Annotated in this window: 21 protein-coding genes; 4 read left to right on the top strand and 17 right to left on the bottom strand. The window is 64.2% G+C overall.

Going from position 1 to position 19,522, the window contains the following annotated elements; all coding sequences use genetic code 11:
- Nucleotides 1–3: 3 nt before the first annotated feature.
- The 4 genes from ptsP to NKI39_RS10655 form a co-directional block, all read right to left on the bottom strand.
- The gene (gene ptsP / locus NKI39_RS10670; RefSeq protein WP_352453081.1) at nt 4–2,274 is read right to left on the bottom strand and encodes a phosphoenolpyruvate--protein phosphotransferase; all 2,271 of its coding nucleotides are present in this window, start codon (nt 2,272–2,274) and stop codon (nt 4–6) included.
- A gap of 182 nt (nt 2,275–2,456) precedes the next feature.
- Nucleotides 2,457–3,710, bottom strand: coding sequence for an aspartate kinase (locus NKI39_RS10665; RefSeq protein WP_352471486.1), 1,254 nt, complete (start codon nt 3,708–3,710; stop codon nt 2,457–2,459).
- Nucleotides 3,711–3,873: 163 nt separating this feature from the next.
- Nucleotides 3,874–6,105 carry a sensor domain-containing diguanylate cyclase gene (locus NKI39_RS10660; protein WP_352471316.1) on the bottom strand — a complete coding sequence of 744 codons (2,232 nt, stop codon included), beginning with the start codon at nt 6,103–6,105 and terminating at the stop codon, nt 3,874–3,876.
- Nucleotides 6,106–6,227: 122 nt separating this feature from the next.
- Nucleotides 6,228–6,797: a putative glycolipid-binding domain-containing protein gene (locus NKI39_RS10655; protein ID WP_352542483.1), complete on the bottom strand. Its 570-nt coding sequence runs from the start codon at nt 6,795–6,797 to the stop codon at nt 6,228–6,230.
- Between the two features lie 214 nt (nt 6,798–7,011).
- On the opposite strand from NKI39_RS10655, the gene ubiG reads away from it, so the two are divergent.
- Nucleotides 7,012–7,761: a bifunctional 2-polyprenyl-6-hydroxyphenol methylase/3-demethylubiquinol 3-O-methyltransferase UbiG gene (gene ubiG / locus NKI39_RS10650; protein WP_254816707.1), complete on the top strand. Its 750-nt coding sequence runs from the start codon at nt 7,012–7,014 to the stop codon at nt 7,759–7,761.
- A gap of 19 nt (nt 7,762–7,780) precedes the next feature.
- Here the strand turns inward: ubiG and NKI39_RS10645 are convergent, their stop codons facing one another.
- On the bottom strand, nt 7,781–8,671 hold the full coding sequence (locus NKI39_RS10645; RefSeq protein ID WP_352503215.1) for a DMT family transporter: 891 nt from the start codon (nt 8,669–8,671) through the stop codon (nt 7,781–7,783).
- A gap of 101 nt (nt 8,672–8,772) precedes the next feature.
- Between NKI39_RS10645 and NKI39_RS10640 the strand changes: the two genes are divergently transcribed.
- The gene (locus NKI39_RS10640; protein ID WP_352633862.1) at nt 8,773–9,258 is read left to right on the top strand and encodes a MarR family winged helix-turn-helix transcriptional regulator; all 486 of its coding nucleotides are present in this window, start codon (nt 8,773–8,775) and stop codon (nt 9,256–9,258) included.
- 40 nt (nt 9,259–9,298) lie between these two features.
- Here NKI39_RS10640 and NKI39_RS10635 read toward each other — a convergent pair whose 3' ends face one another.
- Both NKI39_RS10635 and NKI39_RS10630 read right to left on the bottom strand, forming a co-directional pair.
- Nucleotides 9,299–9,952: a Vgb family protein gene (locus NKI39_RS10635; RefSeq protein WP_352471321.1), complete on the bottom strand. Its 654-nt coding sequence runs from the start codon at nt 9,950–9,952 to the stop codon at nt 9,299–9,301.
- A gap of 9 nt (nt 9,953–9,961) precedes the next feature.
- Nucleotides 9,962–11,182: a winged helix-turn-helix domain-containing protein gene (locus NKI39_RS10630; RefSeq protein ID WP_352831719.1), complete on the bottom strand. Its 1,221-nt coding sequence runs from the start codon at nt 11,180–11,182 to the stop codon at nt 9,962–9,964.
- A gap of 152 nt (nt 11,183–11,334) precedes the next feature.
- Here NKI39_RS10630 and NKI39_RS10625 point away from each other — a divergent pair, with 152 nt between their 5' ends.
- Nucleotides 11,335–12,135, top strand: coding sequence for an SDR family NAD(P)-dependent oxidoreductase (locus NKI39_RS10625; protein WP_352831717.1), 801 nt, complete (start codon nt 11,335–11,337; stop codon nt 12,133–12,135).
- Nucleotides 12,136–12,208: 73 nt separating this feature from the next.
- Here NKI39_RS10625 and NKI39_RS10620 read toward each other — a convergent pair whose 3' ends face one another.
- From NKI39_RS10620 to NKI39_RS10600, 5 genes are read right to left on the bottom strand one after another with little or no spacing between them, the layout of a single operon-like run.
- Nucleotides 12,209–12,904, bottom strand: coding sequence for a hypothetical protein (locus NKI39_RS10620; RefSeq protein ID WP_352816584.1), 696 nt, complete (start codon nt 12,902–12,904; stop codon nt 12,209–12,211).
- An 8-nt stretch (nt 12,905–12,912) separates the two neighbouring features.
- Nucleotides 12,913–13,338: a DUF1178 family protein gene (locus NKI39_RS10615; RefSeq protein WP_352743859.1), complete on the bottom strand. Its 426-nt coding sequence runs from the start codon at nt 13,336–13,338 to the stop codon at nt 12,913–12,915.
- Nucleotides 13,335–14,201 carry a carbon-nitrogen hydrolase family protein gene (locus NKI39_RS10610; protein ID WP_352831715.1) on the bottom strand — a complete coding sequence of 289 codons (867 nt, stop codon included), beginning with the start codon at nt 14,199–14,201 and terminating at the stop codon, nt 13,335–13,337. The genes NKI39_RS10615 and NKI39_RS10610 overlap by 4 nt, the downstream gene beginning before the upstream one ends.
- 10 nt (nt 14,202–14,211) lie before the next feature.
- Nucleotides 14,212–14,481 carry a glutaredoxin 3 gene (gene grxC / locus NKI39_RS10605; protein WP_352577153.1) on the bottom strand — a complete coding sequence of 90 codons (270 nt, stop codon included), beginning with the start codon at nt 14,479–14,481 and terminating at the stop codon, nt 14,212–14,214.
- Nucleotides 14,482–14,518: 37 nt separating this feature from the next.
- Entirely contained in the window at nt 14,519–15,319 is an 801-nt protein-coding gene (locus NKI39_RS10600; protein ID WP_352831713.1) for a ComF family protein, read from the bottom strand.
- A gap of 54 nt (nt 15,320–15,373) precedes the next feature.
- Between NKI39_RS10600 and NKI39_RS10595 the strand changes: the two genes are divergently transcribed.
- On the top strand, nt 15,374–16,246 hold the full coding sequence (locus NKI39_RS10595) for a methyltransferase domain-containing protein (RefSeq protein WP_352577157.1): 873 nt from the start codon (nt 15,374–15,376) through the stop codon (nt 16,244–16,246).
- 50 nt (nt 16,247–16,296) lie between these two features.
- Here NKI39_RS10595 and NKI39_RS10590 read toward each other — a convergent pair whose 3' ends face one another.
- The 5 genes from NKI39_RS10590 to argJ all read right to left on the bottom strand — a co-directional run bounded on the left by NKI39_RS10590 (nt 16,297) and on the right by argJ (nt 19,475).
- Nucleotides 16,297–16,476, bottom strand: coding sequence for a Flp family type IVb pilin (locus tag NKI39_RS10590; RefSeq protein ID WP_023677981.1), 180 nt, complete (start codon nt 16,474–16,476; stop codon nt 16,297–16,299).
- 126 nt (nt 16,477–16,602) lie between these two features.
- Complete coding sequence (locus NKI39_RS10585) at nt 16,603–16,908, bottom strand: hypothetical protein (RefSeq protein ID WP_352831711.1); 306 nt, start codon at nt 16,906–16,908, stop codon at nt 16,603–16,605.
- A 127-nt stretch (nt 16,909–17,035) separates the two neighbouring features.
- The gene (locus NKI39_RS10580) at nt 17,036–17,458 is read right to left on the bottom strand and encodes a (deoxy)nucleoside triphosphate pyrophosphohydrolase (RefSeq protein ID WP_023677979.1); all 423 of its coding nucleotides are present in this window, start codon (nt 17,456–17,458) and stop codon (nt 17,036–17,038) included.
- On the bottom strand, nt 17,455–18,234 hold the full coding sequence (locus NKI39_RS10575) for a GNAT family N-acetyltransferase (RefSeq protein ID WP_352471332.1): 780 nt from the start codon (nt 18,232–18,234) through the stop codon (nt 17,455–17,457). Before NKI39_RS10575 ends, NKI39_RS10580 begins: the two co-directional genes overlap by 4 nt.
- Nucleotides 18,234–19,475, bottom strand: coding sequence for a bifunctional glutamate N-acetyltransferase/amino-acid acetyltransferase ArgJ (gene argJ, locus NKI39_RS10570; RefSeq protein WP_352831709.1), 1,242 nt, complete (start codon nt 19,473–19,475; stop codon nt 18,234–18,236). Before argJ ends, NKI39_RS10575 begins: the two co-directional genes overlap by 1 nt.
- Between the last annotated feature and the right edge of the window lie 47 nt (nt 19,476–19,522).

Genomic DNA, 19,522 nt, shown 5'->3' with positions numbered 1-19,522 from the left:
AGTCTATAGCGGTATAGAGCGGTCGTCGGCAAAGGCTTGCAGCAGCGCCCGCATCGGCAGGCCATGCGCCGGCGCCATCAGATTGTCGTCGAAGAACGCTTCCAACTCGCTGAGCGGCAGTTCCGTCAGCATCGCCTTGACCGGGCCGATCGATGCCGGCGACATCGAGATCGAGCGGTAGCCAAGGCCGATCAGCGCCATCGCCGAGATCGGCTTGCCGGCAAGTTCGCCGCACAAGGTCACCGGCGTCTGGTTGCGAGCCCCGGCATCGGCAATTTGCTTCAAAACACGCAGGAACGGCGTCGACAGCGGGTCGAAGCGGTCGGACAATTGGGTGTTGCCGCGGTCCACCGCCATGACGAACTGGAACAGGTCGTTCGAGCCGACCGAGACGAAATCGACCGCCTTCATCAGTTCGTCGAGCTGGAACAGCAGCGACGGCACCTCCAGCATCGCCCCCACCTTGAGGCTGGTCGGCAAATGATGGGCAAAGCGCGACAGATGCCGGACCTCGCGGTCGATGATCTCGCGCGCCTGCGCGATCTCGCCGAGTTCCGTCACCATTGGCAGCATCAGTTTCAGTTCGCGTCCGCCGCACGCCTTGAGCAGCGCGCGGATCTGGGTGCGCAGCAATCCTGGCCGGTCGAGCGTCAGGCGGATGGCCCGCCAGCCGAGAGCCGGATTTTCCTCCTGGATCGAGCCCTTGAAATAGGGCAGCACCTTGTCGCCGCCAATATCGATGGTGCGGAACGTCACCGGCTTGTCGCGCGCCGCCTCGAGCACGTCACGGTACAAGCGCTCCTGGGCTTCCGCGCGCGGAAAGGTCGAGGCGACCATGAATTGCAGCTCGGTGCGGAACAGGCCGATGCCGGCCGCGCCCGCTTCGGCCAGTTGCGGCAGGTCGACCGCCAGCCCGGCATTCATCAGAAGGTCGACCTGGACACCGTCCTTGGTCACCGACGGCTTCTTGCGCAGCTCGCGGTAGACCTCCTGCCGGCGCGCCCGGAAACGCACTTTCTCGGCATAGGCCGCCTCGAGGTCGGGCTGCGGGCGCAGATGGATCGCGCCTTCCTCGCCGTCGACGATGATGGCATCGCCGTTTTCCGCCATGGAAACGGCGCCCTTCATCTGGCCGGCGACCGGTATGCCCATGGCCCGCGCCACGATGACGACATGGCTGGTCGCGGCGCCGTCCTCCAGCACCAGCCCGCGCAGCTTGTCCCTGGGATAATCGAGCAGCTCCGCAGCACCCATCGAGCGGGCGACGATGATGGCGTCCTTGGGCAGCGAGGCCGCGACGTCCTCCGGTCCGCGCCCCATCAGCTGCCGCAGCAGCCGATTGGCGAGATCGTCGAAATCGCTCATCCGTTCGCGCAGATACGGATCGGTCATGTGCAGCATGCGGGCACGCATGTCGCTCTGCACCTTTTCGACCGCCGCTTCGGCCGTCAGGCCGTTGCGGATCGCCTCCTCGAGCCGGCGCACCCAGCCGCGGTCGTTGGCGAACATGCGATAGGCTTCGAGCACCTGGCGATGCTCGCCCTCGAAGGCGACGTCGCGGCGCTCCAGCATGTCGTCGATGGAGAGCCTGAGCGAGCCGAGCGACGCGTCGAGCCGCCTGACCTCTTCCTCGCTGTCCTCGTTGAAAAGATTGGTGACGACGATGCGCGGCTCGTGCAGCACCACATGGCCGAGACCGACGCCTTCGTTGAAGGACAGGCCGGTAAAGCTTACCGGGCGGCGCAGATCGAGCTCGAGGCCGGGCCTTGTCAGCCGCTCCAGATCGCCGGTGGCGATCATCTCGGCGATCACCATCGCCGTTGTTTCCAGCGCCTCGACCTCGTCGTCGCGATAATGGCGCATGGTCTTGTTCTGCACGACCAGGACGCCGAGTGTCCGCCCTGCCCGCAGCACCGGCACGCCGAGGAAGGAATTATAGATTTCTTCCCCTGTCTCCGGCAGGTAGGCGAAGGCAGGATGCTCCTGCGCGTTGGAGAGGTTGAGCGGCCGCGCCGAGGCCGCGATCGTGCCGACCAGGCCTTGGCCCAGCCTGAGCTGCGCCAGGTGGACGGCGTTCGGGTTCAGGCCTTCGGTGGCGTAGAGTTCGAGCACCGAATCGGCGCGCAGCACATAGAGCGAGCAGACCTCGGCAACCATGTTGGAGGCGATATCGCGCACGATTCGGTCAAGCCGCTCCTGCGGCTCCAGCGGCTCTTGCATGAGCTCGCGGAGCCGTTTCAGCAAAACGCGCGGGCCACTGGCCGAATCACGCATCGCGGCTTCTTCCTCCAATAGCATTTCAACCGGTGCAGGTTGCCCTGCACAGCGGCACAAACGCAACAACTCAATTAGAGCGCTGTCGTCCAATTGGACGCATAAAGACCGCTCCAAGATTTTCGATCCGCTGCATCCTGCCTTCCGAAAATCGATTCCGATTTTCGGGCCGATGCAGTCTGCTACTGCTTATCCAGACCGTACACGGAATGCAAAGTGCGAACTGCTAGTTCCGTATAGGGACCGTCGATCAGGATCGAAATCTTGATTTCGGACGTCGTGATGGCGCGGATGTTGATCGCGCGGTCGGCCAGCGCCTTGAAGGCGGTAGCGGCGACGCCGGCATGGCTGCGCATGCCGATGCCGATTACCGAGACCTTCGACATGCCGGCTTCCGACTGCACCACGTCGTAGCCGATCGTCGCCTTCAGCCGCTCGAGCACGGCGAGCGCCTTGTCGACGTCGCCGGATGGCACGGTGAAGGTCATGTCGGTGAACTTGCCGTCCTCGGAAATGTTCTGGACGATCATGTCGACGTTGATATTGGCCTCGGCCAGCGGCCCGAAAATGCCGGCGGCGACGCCCGGCCGGTCGCCGACGCGGCGCAGCGAAATCTGCGCCTCGTCCTTGGCATAGGCAATTCCGGTGACGACCTGCTGTTCCACGATCTCTTCCTCGTCGCAAATAAGCGTTCCCGGCGGATTGAGCAAATCCCCCATTCCGGGTGCATCGGGATCGTCGAAGGACGACCGCACGAAAGTACGCACCCTGTGCACCATGGCAAGCTCGACCGAGCGTACCTGCAGGACCTTGGCCCCCAGCGAGGCCATTTCGAGCATTTCCTCGAACGAAATCTTGGCCAGCCGCCGCGCTTTCGGCTCGATGCGCGGATCGGTCGTATAGACCCCGTCGACGTCGGTGTAGATGTCGCAGCGGTCGGCCTTGACCGCTGCCGCGATGGCGACAGCGCTGGTATCGGAACCGCCGCGGCCGAGCGTTGCGATCCGGTTGTCCGGCCCGATGCCTTGGAAACCGGCGACCACCGCCACCTGGCCTTCGCCGAAGCGCTTGATCAGGAATCCGCCGTCGATATCGAGAATGCGCGCCGCGCCATGCGCGTTGTCGGTCTTGATCGGGATCTGCCAGCCTTGCCAGGAGCGGGCATGCACGCCGATATTCTGCAGGGCGATCGCCAGCAAGCCGGCGGTGACCTGCTCGCCGGACGCGACCACGGCGTCATATTCGCGCGCATCGTGCATCGGCGAGGCCTCGCGCGTCCATTGCACGAGCTCGTTGGTCTTGCCGGACATCGCCGAGACCACGACGGCGACCTCATGGCCGGCGTCGACCTCGCGTTTGACATGACGCGCCACATTGCGGATGCGGGCGATGTCGGCGACGGAGGTTCCGCCGAATTTCATCACGATGCGCGCCATAGAAGCGAAATGCCTTTGACTGGATGCCGGACCGGAGGCCGAAAAGCGGAAAAATGCGCCAAGCTGTGGCCGGGCGCTCAATGCGCGGCCTCCTTAGCCAAATGATAGCGGTTTCGCAAGGCGGTGAGGATTCCGTCGCCTTGCCCCGTCCATCAACCAGATTTCAAGCCACGCTCTTGGTGAGTTTTGGCTTTTGCTGCTCGACACGGGCGAGACCCGCTCCGGCGATGACGCGGTCACGGCCCTCAGCCTTTGCCTGATACAAAGCGCGATCCGCGGCATTGACGATCTCCGCCCATGAGGCGCCGAGCTCCGGGAAGGCGGCGACCCCGAACGACGCGGTGATGGTGCCGAGCGTGCGGCCGCGATGCGTGACATGCAGCTGCTTGATCGCCTTTCGCAGAGCTTCGGCGCGATCGGCGCCATCGGCCAGTGACGTTCCCGGCATCATCAAGGCAAATTCCTCGCCGCCGTAGCGCGAAACCACGTCGCTTTCCCTGACATGGTCGACCAGCGTGGCGGCCACCTGCTTGAGGACGAGATCCCCAGCTTCATGGCCGAACGTATCGTTGAACTGCTTGAAATGATCGACGTCGAGCATGATCAACGTCAGCGGCTGCTCGGCACGTTCCAGGCGCCTGAGCTCGCGGCTGCTGGTCTCCTCAAGGTAGCGGCGATTGTAGAGCCCGGTGTTGGGATCCCGGATCGACTGCTGCCGCAACGTCTCGCGCAGGCGCAGATTGGCAAGCGCCAACGCCAGCGTATCGACGACGCCACGCAGTATCTGCTGCCGTTCGGCAAGCCACTCCGGCTTGTCAACGGCATTCGGCTCGCACAGATGCAGGATGCCAAGTGTCTCTCCCTGCGCTGCTAGAGGCATACAGACATAACCGCGGCCGCCATTTTCGGTGATGTGGTTGCAGCGCGGCGTCAGCATGCCTGGACCGGCGACGTGCTCCTGGCCGCGCCGCAGCGCCCAACAATCTTCCGGTCCGAACTGGCCGACGCTCGACCGGATGGTGCCCCAATGCGCCATCTCCTCCACCAGGTTGCGCGACGCACTGGTCAGATGAACGGTTCCGCTCAATCCGCCGAAGAAATCAGGCATGGCGGAGCCGACGACGGAAAATGCCTCGTGAAAAGTGACGCAGGCCTGAAGCAGTTCGCCGAGCTTGACCAGGCGGGTCGTGGCCTCCGATGTCTCTTTCAGTTCACGATTGAGCCTCGCCAGTTCTTCGGCACGGTCGTGCACCGCCCGCTCGGCACTGCGCAGGTCGCTGATGTCGCTGAGCGTCAGCACGATGCCGCCATCGGCGCGGTTGAGCGGATTGCAGCTGACGACCACGGGCAAGGAGGTCCCATCCGGCTTTGCCAGCCTCACCTCATTCTGGTGGCGGCGGCCGGTGGTCATGGCCAGTTCGACCGGAGATGTTCCCGACGCGGGCTTGTCTCCCGACGGCCCCCTGATATCCAGGGCCGACTGCCAGTCCTGCCCCACGACCTTGTCGCTGCGCCGCCCGATGATCTCGGCTGCCGCCGGATTGACGGACACGACCTGACCCTTGCCGTCGATGACGGCGATGCCTTCGGCAACGGTCTGGACGATGTCTTCGATGTAGGCCTTCTGATCGACAAGTTGAGCGCGCGAGGCTTCGATTTCGGAGGCCATAGTGTCGAACCCTTGCGCCAACTGTCCGAACTCGTCATCGGAGGTGCGGCCGATACGGGCCCCGGCGTCGCCGCGCGCCAGCGATTCGATGCCGCGGTTGAGACCAGCAAGGCCTTTACTGAAGCCTCGCAACAACAGGAAGGCGGAGGCCGCCGCGATCAGCACGGCTGCCGCGGTACACAGGCCCACAAGCCACAGCATATCGTTCGTGCGCTGCTGCGCGGCACGCAGCAGCGGCGTATACTCGAACAGGACGGCGCCGACGATCTTGCCGGGTGCATCCTCGATCGGCACCGCAACCAGGTCAATCGGATCGGCCACGTCGGCACTGGCCTCGACGAAGTTGCGCGGCACGCCGTCGTCAATCGTCCGGGCGATTTCATTGCCGGGATCGTAGTCGAACGTCGTGCCGATATTTTGCTCTTCTCCCGGAACGTCGGCGAAAATAACCTTGTTTTTGTCTACGATGACGAGATCGCGTTTCGAGCGGCCGTGCTGCAAAGTCACGAATTCGCGGAGCCCATCGGGTCTCTCGAATAATGAACGCGGCGCGTCCGACGCCCTGAAGGCAATAGTTTCGGCCAGCTGCCGTGCGACGCTTGTCGCCTCGGCCAGCGCCACGGATTTGGTCAGCGATATCTGCGAGACGATCGCAACGCCGCCGACCAGGCCGATCAAGGCCACGGCGCTGAACAATGTCGCGACTATCTGGGTTCTTATGCGCACCGGGCTGCCCCTACTCGGACAGCAATCTAAATGCCAAACACTGACCCAACGTTAAGAAACCGCCAATATCGTAAATTTGCCGTTAAGCCACACCGGCCAGCTGCACTCCCAACGCGGGCGGTTCAGCCCGTCCGCACGATGGCCTGCCACAGGCGCGGATAGTCGAGGACGAAACCGAGCGGCGAGACCTCCAGTGTCTCGTGGTAGCCGAACATCGGGGCGGCATAGGCGTAATGTGCAGCATCGACGCGCTGATAGGTTTGCTCGAGGCGAACGAGCCTGAGTTCGGGAAATGTCAGATAGGCTGCCGGCGCGGGCGTCGCCATACCGACATCGAGGGCAAAGCGGCGAAGCGCCAAAAGGTTTGTGGCGGGCGTGAAGCCGAGATCGACATCGATGAGACCGTCGACTTCCGCTTGATGCTCGCCGTTCAGCGTCCATTGGCGCTCGGTCAGCCGGTCGATCCTGTAATGCAGCTGTTGCGTGCCGAAAAAGCCGTCGGCGCGCGCCGATCGTGTATGCCAATCGGCGTCGCAGTCCGCCTCGTAGGCGATGCTGCACGGCTCGCCGTCCTGGACGAAAAGCGCGTGTCCCCTGAGGTTCCACCCGGAACTCGCTTCCGACAGAAGGCAAGCGTCGTGGCCTTCCTGGTCAAGCCGGCGCCAAAGAATGGAAGCAACCGCTCGCATCATTGCGCACTCCTCCGAACCCGATGTCTCTGCTTCGTCCGCCAAAGCCTAGGCGTTTCCTTCCGGCACACCATCAACTGACACGTGCTGACACAAATGCAGCCGGCAAAAGGCGGCGCCGGAAGGCATCGCGCGCATCGCACCGCCGGCGGTGAATTTCGCGCCTTGACATTCGCAGCCTCGCGCCCGACTTCCTAGCGTCCGAGGAGACCACGCCATGCCTGAGCCCCGACGATCGACGATCGATGCCGGAGAGGTGGAACGCTTTTCCGCCCTTGCCGCCGAATGGTGGAACCCGAACGGCAAGTTCCGCCCGTTGCACAAGTTCAACCCGATCCGGCTTGCCTATATCCGCGACCAGGTGGCGGCCCGCTTCGGCCGCGATCCGCGTGCGGCACGGCCGTTCGAAGGCCTGCGCTTCCTTGACATCGGCTGCGGCGGCGGGCTCTTGTGCGAGCCGATGGCGCGGCTTGGCGCCGAAGTGGTCGGCGCCGATGCCTCCGCCACCAACATCGAAGTGGCCAAGCTGCATGCGGCGGAAGTCGGCGTGAGCGTGGATTATCGCGCCACGACCGCGGAAGACCTTGCCGATGCCGGCGAAAAATTCGACGTCATCCTCAACATGGAAGTGGTCGAGCATGTCGCCGATGTCGATCTGTTCCTGGCCAAATGCGGCGAGATGGTAAAGCCCGGCGGCATCATGTTCGTCGCCACCATCAACCGCACGCTGAAGGCCCTGGGGCTGGCCATCATCGGCGCCGAATATGTGCTGCGTTGGCTGCCACGCGGCACCCACCAGTTCGGCAAGCTGGTGCGCCCCGAGGAACTGGAAAAGGCGCTTGCCGGCGCCGGCCTGACCGTCATCGACCGCACCGGCGTCACCTACAACCCGCTCGCCGACCGCTGGCAGCGCTCGAAGGACATGGACGTCAACTACATGGTGCTGGCGGAGAAGGCATCCGTCTGAAGCTTACGCCTTCTGGCCTCTATGGCCTCTGGCTTTGCGCCTTGGTGGTGATGAACACGCCGGCGGTGATGATGACGGCACCGGCCCAGGTCAGCAGTTGATAGCGCTCGCCGAGGAAGAGGGTCCCGGCAAACAGCCCGACCGCCGCCGCGACATAGCCGATCTGGCTGAGATAGACCGGGCCGCCGACCGCTTGCAGGCGGAAGAAGAAGGCGAACATCGCCGAGGCTGATGCCACCTGTGCCGCTGCGACCAGCGGCACGCCGCCGAGCGAGCCGAATGCATTGCCGCCAAGCAGGACCAGAATGCCGGCAAACAGCATCAAGGCTGCTGCCAGGTGGCTGCCGACGGCGAGCTCGATCGGGCCGGTGCCTTCGGGCCAGTCGACGGTACGGTAAATGTTGCCGGCGGCGAGGCTGACCGGGATGAGCAGGCCCATCGCAACCCAGAAAAATTCGGCCGGCTGGCCCGCTTCGCCGCGCGTCACCGCCACCATGACTGCGCCGACGAAACCGACGACTATGCCGACGATGCCCAGCATGGTCGGGCGCCTGACGCCGAGCAGCATCGAGAACACCAGCGTGACGACCGGCGACAGCGTGAACATGATGCCGCTGTAGCCGGCGCCCAGATGCGGAATGGCTGAAAACATCAGCAGATTGGGGATTGCATATGAGACGGCCGCGGTGACGAAGAAATAGCGCAGCCTGTGCGGCGTAAGCCGCATGCGCTTCCCGTTGAGCAGCAATGCGCACAAAAGCACGCCGCCGGCACCAAGCGAGATGACGAAGGCCCAGACCATGGCGGCCACGCCGGCCGCCGTCGCGATCTTGCCGAACGGCAGCGTCAGGCCGAGCAGTCCACCGGTGACAACCAGAAGGCCAAGCGCCGAGTCCCAGAGAAATTTCATCGCACCGTCCCGTCGCCCGTTCGCGGCACTTGGCCAATATCGCAAGCTGAGGTAAGATAAGGTAAAGATTCTTCACGTCAAGATACATAACGGTGAGAGACATGGATCGCGCAGCAAAAGCGATCGGGCAATGGAAAAAGGAACGGCCGGATCTCGATGTCTCGCCGATGGCCGTGCTCGGACGGTTGAACGAGGCCGCCTCGCTGATCGCACGAGAGCGGCTGGCGCCGCTGTTTGCAAGTTACGGGCTGCAATCCGGAGAATTCGATGTGCTGGCGACGCTGCGTCGTTCCGGGCCGCCATACGCGCTGACGCCGACGGCTCTCTACGAGGCGACGATGGTAACGTCGGGCGCGATGACCAACCGCCTCGATCGGCTCGAGAAATCCGGCCTGATCAAGCGCGGGCCGCACCCCGACGATCGCCGCGGCATTGTCGTGCAGCTGACTAAAAAGGGTCTGGCGTTGATTGACGAGGCGGTTACCGCTCACGTCGCCAACGAGCACCAGATACTTTCCGGCCTGATACGCCCGGAGCAGATCATGCTGGCTCGCCTGCTCGAAAAACTGATAGCGAGCCTAGGCTAACCCAGGGCGGCCAAGAGGGCCGGCCGAGAGGGTGGAAAGCTTAAATCCTGGTCGCCGAGCCTCGTTTGGGCCGGCGAACAGCTCTGATCTTGCCGCTGTTTCCGCCGCCACAGAAAAACTGGTCGCCGCCATCGGATTCGAGCCCCGACACGCCTGTTCCCGGCGGCATATCGAGCTTCTCAAGGACCTTTCCCGTTTCAGGATCGATCCGTCTGACATCGCTCTCCTCACCCTCCCAGGTGCCATGCCACAGCTCGCCGTCGACCCAGCTGACGCCGGTGACGACGCGGTTGGAAACGATGGTGCGAAGGATTGCCCCTGTCTCGGGATCGACCTGATGAATCTTTCGGCCCCGATGCTGGCCGACCCAGAGTGTTCCTTCGGCCCAGGCGAGCCCGGAATCACCGCCATTGCCGGGCGCCGGGATCGTCGCCAGGACCTGGCCATTCTTCGGATCGATCTTCTGGATGCGATCCTCGGCGATCTGATAGAGGTGCTGGCCGTCGAAGGCCGTTCCGGCGTGTGCCGCGACGTCGATCGAGCGCACCACTTTGCCGCTCGCCGGATCGAAGGCGTTCAATCTGTCGCCTGAGGCAAACCAGACATGCTCACCGTCGAAGGTAACGCCGTCCACGTGGTCGACACCCGGAAAGGGTCCATATTCTCGAAGGATTTCGGCTGCGGATCGTTCCATAATTCCATCCTAGTAGCCCGGCAGTGGGCCGGGGAGTAACAAGATTGTCGGGAAACCCGTCAGCGGCGGGGTCATCCAGCGACGCGCCCGTCCGCGGCCGAACGACTGCACCTTGCCGGCCTGGGCGAGCTGCTCGAGCGCTCGCTGCACGGTACGCGAACTGGCTCCAAGCGCAATCGCCAGGGCCGAACTCGACCAAGACTCGCCGTCCGCGAGGAAGGCGAGCACGGCGGCATGCTCTTCTTCGACGGGTGGCGCCAGCACGACGACCTCACCTGCGCGGCGCGGGGCCAGCGCAAAGCCCCGCTTCGTCGCGCTCACATCCGCCAAGCTCCGAAGCTCCGCGCGAAGCCGCCCGACTTCGACGCGCAATCGTGCGCGATGTGATTCGTCCGCGTCCTTTCCGCGGAAAGCGCGCGCAATGAGCGTCGCTCTTGCCACGTCCCCCGGCCAGGCTTCGGCCAGCGCGCGGGCCAGCGCGAACAGCACCGGGCGGGTCGCCAGCGAGACGACGGTGTCTGCGACACGCACGACATTGCGGCATGCATCCACCACGAGCGCCCCCGACGCCAGGAGCGCTTCGACTTCATCGAGCAGGAGGGGCCGTTCCCCGCCACGCGCGACACGGCGCGCGGCCGGCGTGTCCAGCACCAGCGATGCGCTCTCCACCTCCGCGATCAGCGCGGGGATGCCCGCCGCGCGCGCCGCCCGCGCCGCCAGCCCGAGCGCGGCGCGCGCAGGACCGGTCCGCAAGCGGCGGATGGCGATGCCGGCGACAGCCAGCTCGTGGGCGGCCCGCGATGCCGGCGGCAGCGGCGAGGGATCGAAGCCGTCCAGCCTGCGCTCGGCTTCGTCGAGATGGCCGATCAGCAGCAGGCGCCGAACGTCGAGGTTGCGCGCATGCGCGGCGTTGACACGGTCGCCATGCTTTTCAAGCGTCGCCCGTGCGGCGTCGAGTGCCTTGGCCGGCCAGGTAAGGTCGCGCGAGACGAGCGCGATCTCGGCCTCGGCGACGATACACCGCGCGCGGGCCACGGCCTCCCTCGGGCTGAATGCGCGCGCCGCCCTCTTGAGAAGAACCTTCGCCCGAACCAGGTCGCCAAGCTGCGCCATCGCGATACCGCGCAACGCCAGTGCCGGCGCATCGTCGCGCAGCGCAACCCGCTTCAAGGCGCCGAGCGGATCGCCCGCCGCAAGCGCATGCGCCGCGGCGGTGATCAGCGAGTCCATCGGAATCCCGTCACACTTGTCACTCCCATGGCTTCGACATCCGGCGCTAAGTCCATCTCACCAACCAGTCGTATCGACAACGGCGACTGTAGCCAACCTGAGTTGCGGCGCGCCAACGCTCGAACACAACGATAAGCATTAGGAGAGACGCAATGAAGATCGAAGGTACAACCATCCTGGTGACTGGAGCCAATCGGGGCATCGGTCGGGCACTGGTCGAGGAAGCCCTGAGCAGAGGCGTAAAGCGCGTCTATGCCGCAACCCGCAAACCGATGGCTCATCCGGACCGGCGTGTGACGCCCCTGACCATGGATGTGACCAACGCTGCGCAGATCCGGGAGGCCGTCGAGAAGATCGATGCTCTCGATATCCTCATCAACAACGCCGGCGTATCGCCCATCGATGACCTCAGCGACCGTCGTGTGCTCGAACAACAGCTCGCCGTAAACCTCTTCGGCTCGTACGACGTTACCCAGGCTCTGCTGCCGTTGCTCGCCCGGTCGCGGGGAGCCATCGTCAACATTCTGTCGCTGGCCTCGATTGCCGCCGTGCCGTTCAGTCCGGCTTACTCCATCTCGAAGGCGGCCTCGTTTTCGCTGTCGCAGTCGTTGCGCACCCTTTTGGCCGGACGGGGTGTCAGCGTCCACAGGGTCCTTCCCGGCCCGGTGGACACGGACATGACACGGGGCCTGGACATCGCGAAAGCCTCTCCGGAGTCTGTCGCACGAGCGATCCTGGACGGCGTGGAGAACGGCGAAGAGGAAATCTTCCCCGATCCCATGTCGGAATCCCTGGCGGAGGGCTGGCGCAGCAGTGCAGTCAAGGCGCTTGAACGCCAGTTTGCAGCCTATGCGGAAGCAACTCCGTCAAGTGAAGCAAGCCCGTCAGGCAGTGGGCATGAAAGAAGCAGCGAAACGGTTGCCCGCGAGCCCCATCCTTGCTGCTCGGCCTGAAATTGCGGACGCTTGTGCAGGGGGCGGCATCGCCGCTCTGGGCGGAAGCGAATCCCACAAGCGAAACGGAGCATCATTTTCGCTTGTCGAAATGCGCTTCAGCTTCTTGTCGCCTGATACGCCTCTGATATCGCCGCCGGGCGAAAAAGACGATCAAGTCTGCCAGCCAACCTGGAGCATTGAGATGGAGCAAGGCATCACGCGCGCTATCAATTTGCCGACCATTCATCGCTACATTGGAAAAATCCGAGGGTTCCGTTTGTCGAGCTTCGACCCATTGACGAATACTCGCCCCGTCCGGCAGTTTCGCCGCAAAAGCCAGTTCACGTCTCATGCAAACCCACTCCACCCGGTAGCGCAATTCCTCCTCATAGCCAATGCCTCGCTGATGGAGACGCGCATGCGTCGCCTCATGCACTATCGCGCTGGCGATCTGGTCGCTCAGCGTGTGCTCGCCTAGAACAAATCGCCGATCGAGCTCGCAAGTCGAAGTCGATTTCACAAATTGCGCAGCGGCACCTGGATTGATTGTAATCCAGATCCGTTTGAGATCGCGGACCAGACGGCTGTATCGAACAGGGTCAAATTTCTGAATCAACCGCAGCGCGGCGGCAACCTTATCTGCATCTTTCCCGCCGCTCTCGCCATTATAGAAAACTGGCAACCCATCGATCGTCCTCTTGTCGATCGACTTTATAGCCAACCAGCTGAAAACACGGATCACTACCTCTGAACCACGCCGCTTTTCAGTCTTCTCCGGATGGGGCAAGACTTTCCTCAGTTGCGGTCGTCGGGGAAGCTTGGAATAGGCATGAACTCGACACCGTCTTCGGCGAGGCTCTTGGCCTCGTCCAGCGTCGCCTCGCCATAGATACCGCGCGGATCGCTTTCGCCGAAATGGATCTTGCGCGCTTCCTCGGCGAATTTGTCGCCGACATAGTCGGCATTCTCGCGCACCTTGTCGGCCATGGCCTTGAGCTGCACCAGCGCCTGCTTCTGCGCCTCGCCCATGGCCAGCGCGATGCTTTCGCGCTTGCGCCCGGTGGAGACGGCAGGCGCCATCAGCGCCTTGTCGACCTTGTGCGAGCCGCAGGCCGGGCAGTCGACGAAGCCGCGCTTCTTCTGGGTGTCGAAATCGTCGTTGCTGCGGAACCAGGCCTCGAATTCGTGCTCGTGTTCGCAGATCAGGGAAAAGCGGATCAAGAGGCGGCACCCCTGAGCGGCATTGCCTCCGCCGAACCGGCGTTTACCGCAAAATCGCGTGCGTTCTTGAGATTCGGTATCTTCTTGCGCGCGGCGACTGACTCCGCCGGGTCGATCTCGGCGACGATCACTGCCGGCTCCTCATGCGCCGCCTCGGCGATAATGCGGCCCCAGGGATCGACGATCAGCGAATGGCCATAGGTTTCGCGGCCGTCCTCGTGCACTCCGCCTTGCGCGGCGGCGACCACATAGGCGCCGTTCTCGATGGCGCGCGCCCTCAGCAGCACATGCCAGTGCGCTTCGCCGGTCTGGCGGGTGAAGGCGGCGGGCACCGAAAGCAGATCGGCGCCGGCCAGCGCCTCGGCACGGAACAGTTGCGGAAAGCGCAGATCGTAGCAGACGGCAAAGCCCAGCTTCGCGCCCTCGATTTCGGTGACGACAGCCTCGGTGCCAGGCTCATAGGCGGCGGATTCGCGCCAGCTCTCGCCATTGTCGAGATCGACGTCGAACATGTGGATCTTGTCGTAGGTGGCAATGGTGGCACCGTCCGGCCCGAACAGAAGGGCGCGGTTGGCAAGCTTGCCGTCGGCGCGCAGAATGGCGGTCGAGCCGATATGCAGGAAGATGCCGAGCTCCTTGGCCAGCTTCCGCGAAATCGAGACGATGACGTCCTTGTCTTCGGAGGTGAAGGAAGCGGCCCGCGCCTGGCTGTCGCGGATCAACGCGCCGGTCATTTCCGGGGTCTGGATGTAGCTCGCGCCAAGGCCTGCCGCCTCGCGCACCAGCCGTTCCAGATCGACCGCATTGCGCTCCGGGCTGGTTCCCGAACGCATCTGGATCGCCGCCGCCTTGAAAGCACCCATCGTCATGTCCTTATCTGGTCGAGCCGTTGGCGAGCAATCTGTCCAGCCGTCCTTCCGCCTCCAATTCGTGGAGATCGTCGGAGCCGCCGACATGCGTGTCGCCGATGAATATCTGCGGAAAGGTGGAACGGCCGTGGGCCCGGGAAATCATTTCCCGGCGCAGTTCCGGCGAGAAGGAGGCGTCGTGCTCGGTATAGGCGACACCCTTCCTGTCGAGCAGCCGCTTGGCCGCGGTGCAATAGCCGCACATCATCCGCGTGTAGATCGTCACATCGACCATCGGTCAGCAACCCTGCCTCGTTCCGCTGTCATCTAGGCTATATAGGCGCCGATTCGTCGGCCCGAAAGTCCCCCGGCAGCACACGCGCGAAGGTCAGTACGTCGACCGCGCCGGCACCGCCCTTCTTCAATGCCCTGGCGACCGCGCGGACGGTGGCGCCGGTGGTGTAGACATCGTCGATCAACAGCACCCGGCGGCCGGCGATTTCGATCTCCGCCTCATCAGGCACTTTGAATGCGGCGCGAACATTTTCCTCGCGTTCCCGCCGCTCCAGCCCGACTTGCTGGCGCGTGAGTTTGATGCGCTTGATGGCTGATGGCGCGAAAGGCCGCTCCCCGAGCTGCGCCACCGCCCGCGCCAGTTCCGCCGACTGGTTGAACTGCCGTCGGAAGAAACGCCGCCAGTGCAGCGGCACCGGCACGACCACGTCGGCCTCGGCGATGAGTTCGGCACCGGCGCGAAGCATCCAGCGCGCCATCCACGGCGCCAGATCGGTGCGGTCCTGGTATTTCAGCCCTTGCACCATCTGGCGGGCAACGCCGGAATAGGCAACCGCCGCCCGCGCGCGCTCGAACGGCGGCGGGTCGGCTATCGCCTCCGCCGAAAGGAACCCTTCACCCATATTGTGGGTGAACGGCGTGCCCATCACCGGGCACCATGGCCGTTCCAGCAACCTGAGTTTCGGCCAGCAGGCACCGCACAACACGCCGGGCTGCGAGACATGGCGGCGGCAGCCGGCACAGACCGGCGGGAACAAGAGGCGCGCTGGCCAGCCCAATGCCTTGCGGGCAATGCTCTTGATCGCAATACGCTTGATCTCTGGCATGGGATCGGCCACGTGGTTGGTCCTCCGCATCACTATATCAGAGAGCGAAGCACAAGGACCTGCCCATTGCAGCCTGTAATCGACACCTCGCTCTGGCTGGCGCGCAAGCGCCGGGCACTGGCCCGTCCCATCGCCGGCGCGGATTTCCTCATGCGGCGGGCGGCCGAGGATCTTGCCGACCGGCTCGGCGCCGTCGAACGCAGGTTCGGCAAGGCGGCCTCATTGTTTTGCCAGACGCCGGCAGCAGCAGAGGTGCTCGCCGAAAGCGGCAAGGTGACGGAAAACGTGCGCGTCGAGGCCGACGCCGCTTTCCTGGGTGGCCAGCCAGGACTGTTGGCGCCGTTGGAAACCGTGCCATTCGAGCCGGAAAGCCTCGACCTCGCAGTCTCGCTGCTGTCGCTGCAGGCGATGAACGACATTCCCGGCATGCTGGTGCAGGTCCGCCGGGCGCTGAAGCCGGACGGGCTTTTCCTCGGCGCCTTCGCCGGCACAGGCACACTCTCCGAACTGCGCGAAAGCCTGCTTGCCGCCGAGACCGAGCTCTATGGCGGCGCCAGCCCGCGTGTGATCCCGTTCACCGACGTCCGCGACGCCGGCGCGCTGCTGCAGCGCGCCGGCCTGGCACTGCCAGTTGCCGACGTCGAGACGATCACGGTGCGCTACGATTCGCTATTTGGCCTGGTCGCCGATCTGCGCGCCATGGGCGAGACCAGCGCGCTTGTCGACCGCAGCAGGCGGCCGGGCACGCGAGCGCTGTTCGCGCGCGCCGCCGAAATCTATGCGGAGCGGTTTTCGGATGCCGATGGCCGCGTCAGGGCGAGTTTCTCGGTGGTCTGGATGTCAGGCTGGGCGCCCGATGCCTCTCAGCAAAAGCCGCTGAAGCCGGGCTCCGCAAAAATATCGCTGAAGACAATCCTGGAAAACCCCGGCGGCCCCTGAGCGCATCCTTGCGCAAAAGCTAAGCGTATCCCACGCAAAAGCTAAGCAGGTCACTGTGCAAAAGCGTTGGCAAGCTTGCTGCTGTTGTCGCTGAACAACCACTGGATGGCGCCGGCAGCCTGGCCAATACCAGCGACAATGGCAAGCGACAGCACGGCGACGATCAAACCATATTCGATAGCCGTCGCACCCCTCTCGTCTTCTAAAAATCGTTGCAGCAACATTTTCATGGGCGCCTATCCCTCTTGCCCGAACCTAGCGCCGACCCGTTAAGAAAGGTTAATGCGACAGGCTTAACGCGCGGTGAACCAGCTGCATTCTAGGAAACAGCCGAATCCTAGAGATCTGTTGAGGAGTCAGCAGTCGCCGCTGCTTCTGCCATCGGCCCGTATAACGCAGACCGAACTGGGCAGCGGCTGCAGCACGCTCTTGCGTAGCGTATAGCTGTCGCGCTGGCCGATCGAGCCGGTGCTCATCATATCCAGCCCGTCGCGGGCAAACTGCGAGCGGGTCCGGCTGTCGAGGTAGGGCGTCGCGATCAAGGCCAGAGCCACCGCGGCCGAGCCGAACAAGAGAGCGATGCGCAATATTCCCATGCCGGCATTGGCGGCGCCAGGAAGGCGGTCGGGCCAAGGCGAGTCCCAGTCCTTTTCAAGGCTCATGCAAATCGCTCCCCAGCGGTGGAATCGGCGAAACCGCCTAGCGTCAATTTTTCACGGTCAGATAAATCTTTCATTAACGCTGCTGCCGGCGCGTTGCGGCGCTGCCCGATTTACGGCAGGTCGGCGGCTACAGCAGATCGATGAGGAACTGGATCAGCGGGGCATCGGCCGGCGGCATTGGAAAATCGCGCATCTGGCGCGGCCGCACCCATTTCAGCACCTGGCCTTCCTTCGGCTGGGCAATGCCGCGGAACCGACGGCAGACGAACAGCGGCATCAGCAGGTGAAAATCATCGTAGGAATGGCTGGCGAAGGTGAGTGGCGCCAGGCAAGGGATGTCGGTTTCGATGCCGATCTCCTCGTACAATTCGCGGATCAGGCATTGTTCCGGCGTCTCACCGGGCTCGACCTTGCCGCCCGGAAACTCCCACAGGCCGGCGAGTTGCTTGCCTTCGGGCCGCTGCGCCAAAAGCACGCGCCCGTCGGCGTCGACCAGCGCGCACGCCGCGACCAGGAGCAGGCGTTTGCCGATCGTATCCAAGCCGCTCATGCGCCGGGTGGCCGGCGATAGCGATAGCGATAGACTTCGTCGAATCCGAGCGAACGGTAGAGCGCCAGCGCCGGCGCGTTGTCCGCCTCGACCTGCAGCCAGGCTTCCCGCGCCCCACGCAGCCGCGCCCATTTCAGCGCCGACCGGATGAGATGGCGGCCATGGCCCTGGTTGCGCACCGACCTGTCGGTGGCGATCTCGAACAGGCCGGCAAGGTCGCCGTCATGCACGCAGATCAACGTTGCCAGCGGTTCGCTGCCGGCCTCCAGCGCAAACAGCCCGGCCTCCGGCTGGATGGCGCCGATGATCTCCGACAGGCCCGGCCGCAGCGACACATCCGAGCCGCTCACCTTGAGCGCCGCGCCGATGAAACGGCTGATGTCCTTCAACGGAATCTGGTCCATGGCGTCGTCGAGCGCGGCGTCCGCCAGCGGCAGCCGCATGACCAGCGACTCCGCGAACGTACTCCAGCCTTCGCTGTCGAGGTACTTCGAAAGATCAGGCCCCGACAGCGGTGAGATGCGAAAGGTCAGCGGCCTGCCATAGGCGTCGAAGCGGCGGCTGGCGCGACCGATGCGCTCGGCAATGTGCTGGATGTCGCCCGGATCGAGCGGATTGACCGAGTTCAGCCGCTTGGCCGGGTGGCCGGCCGTCAGCCGCACCACCCAGGTGCCGTCATAATGGACGGCGGCCGCCGGCCAGGCGCGAAAGCCGGCCGCCTCATAGCGGCGCACGATCGCCAACACGCTTGCCGGATGTCTGGAAGCCAACGCCATCAGCTCCGATAATCGCCGTTTATTGCGACATATTCCTTGGTGAGATCGCAGGTCCACACCGTCGCCTTGCCGCGGCCGATGCCGATATCGGCGCGGATGCGGATCTCGTCGCGCTTCATATACGCCGAAGTCGCCTCCTCGGAATAGGCGGCGTCGCGCTCGCCCTGATAGGCCAGGCGGTTGTCGCCGAACCAGATCGACAGAAGGTCGCGGTCGGCCGGTTCGCCGGCCTTGCCGACAGCCATGACGACGCGGCCCCAATTGGCGTCCTCGCCGGCGACTGCCGTCTTGACCAGCGGCGAATTGGCGATCGACAGCGCGATGCGCTTGGCCGAGCGGGCCGATTTGGCTCCGGTGACGGTGACCTCGACCTGCTTGCGGGCGCCCTCGCCGTCGCGCACCACCTGTAGTGCCAGCGATTTCAGCACCTTGCCGAGGGCACGGCGGAACGCGCCGAGGCGCGCATCCTTGGGGTCGGAAATTGCCGGCGCGCCGCGCCTGGCGGCAGCACCCGTGGCGAACATCAGCAGCGTGTCGCTGGTCGAGGTGTCGCTGTCGACGGTAACCGCGTTGAAGGTCTTGGCCGTGCCGCGCGACAGGAGGTCCTGCAGCACCGGTGCTGCGATCGGCGCATCGGTGGCGATGAAGGAAAGCATCGTCGCCATGTCGGGCGCGATCATCCCGGCGCCCTTGGCGATACCGTTGATGGTGACGTCGGCATCGCCGAGCTTGACCGTCGCGGTCGCCAGTTTGGGATAGGTGTCGGTAGTCATGATCGCCTTGGCGGCTTCGGTCCACAATTCCGGCTTGCCGTCCTTGACGAGACCGGCCAGCAGATGGCTGAACTTGCCGGCGTCGAGCGGTTCGCCGATCACGCCAGTCGAGGCCAGGAACACCTCGCCCGCTGTGCAGTCGGCCGCTTTCGCCGCCACCTCGCCCGTGAGTGCCGTCGAGGCGCGGCCTTTCTGGCCGGTAAAGGCATTGGCATTGCCGGAATTGACGACCAGCACGCGTGCTTTGCCAGCCACGAGGTTCTGCCGGCAGAAATCAACTGGCGCCGACGGGCATTTCGACCTGGTGAACACGCCGGCGACGGTGGTGCCGGCGTCGAACACCATGGCCAGCAAGTCGGTGCGGTTCTTGTATTTTATGCCGGCCTCGGCGGTGGCGATGCGCACGCCCTCGATCACCGGCATCTTGGCATATTTCTTCGGCGCGAGCGGCGAAACCTGTGTGGACATGGAAGACCCCGGGCGGGAAAAATCGCGAAATGAACGCCGGTTTGCCC

This window comes from Mesorhizobium sp. M0664, assembly GCF_040320565.1.
GTDB lineage: Bacteria > Pseudomonadota > Alphaproteobacteria > Rhizobiales > Rhizobiaceae > Mesorhizobium.
The sequence above is the reverse complement of the archived record's forward strand: the minus strand, read 5'-3'. Positions and strand labels throughout refer to the sequence as shown.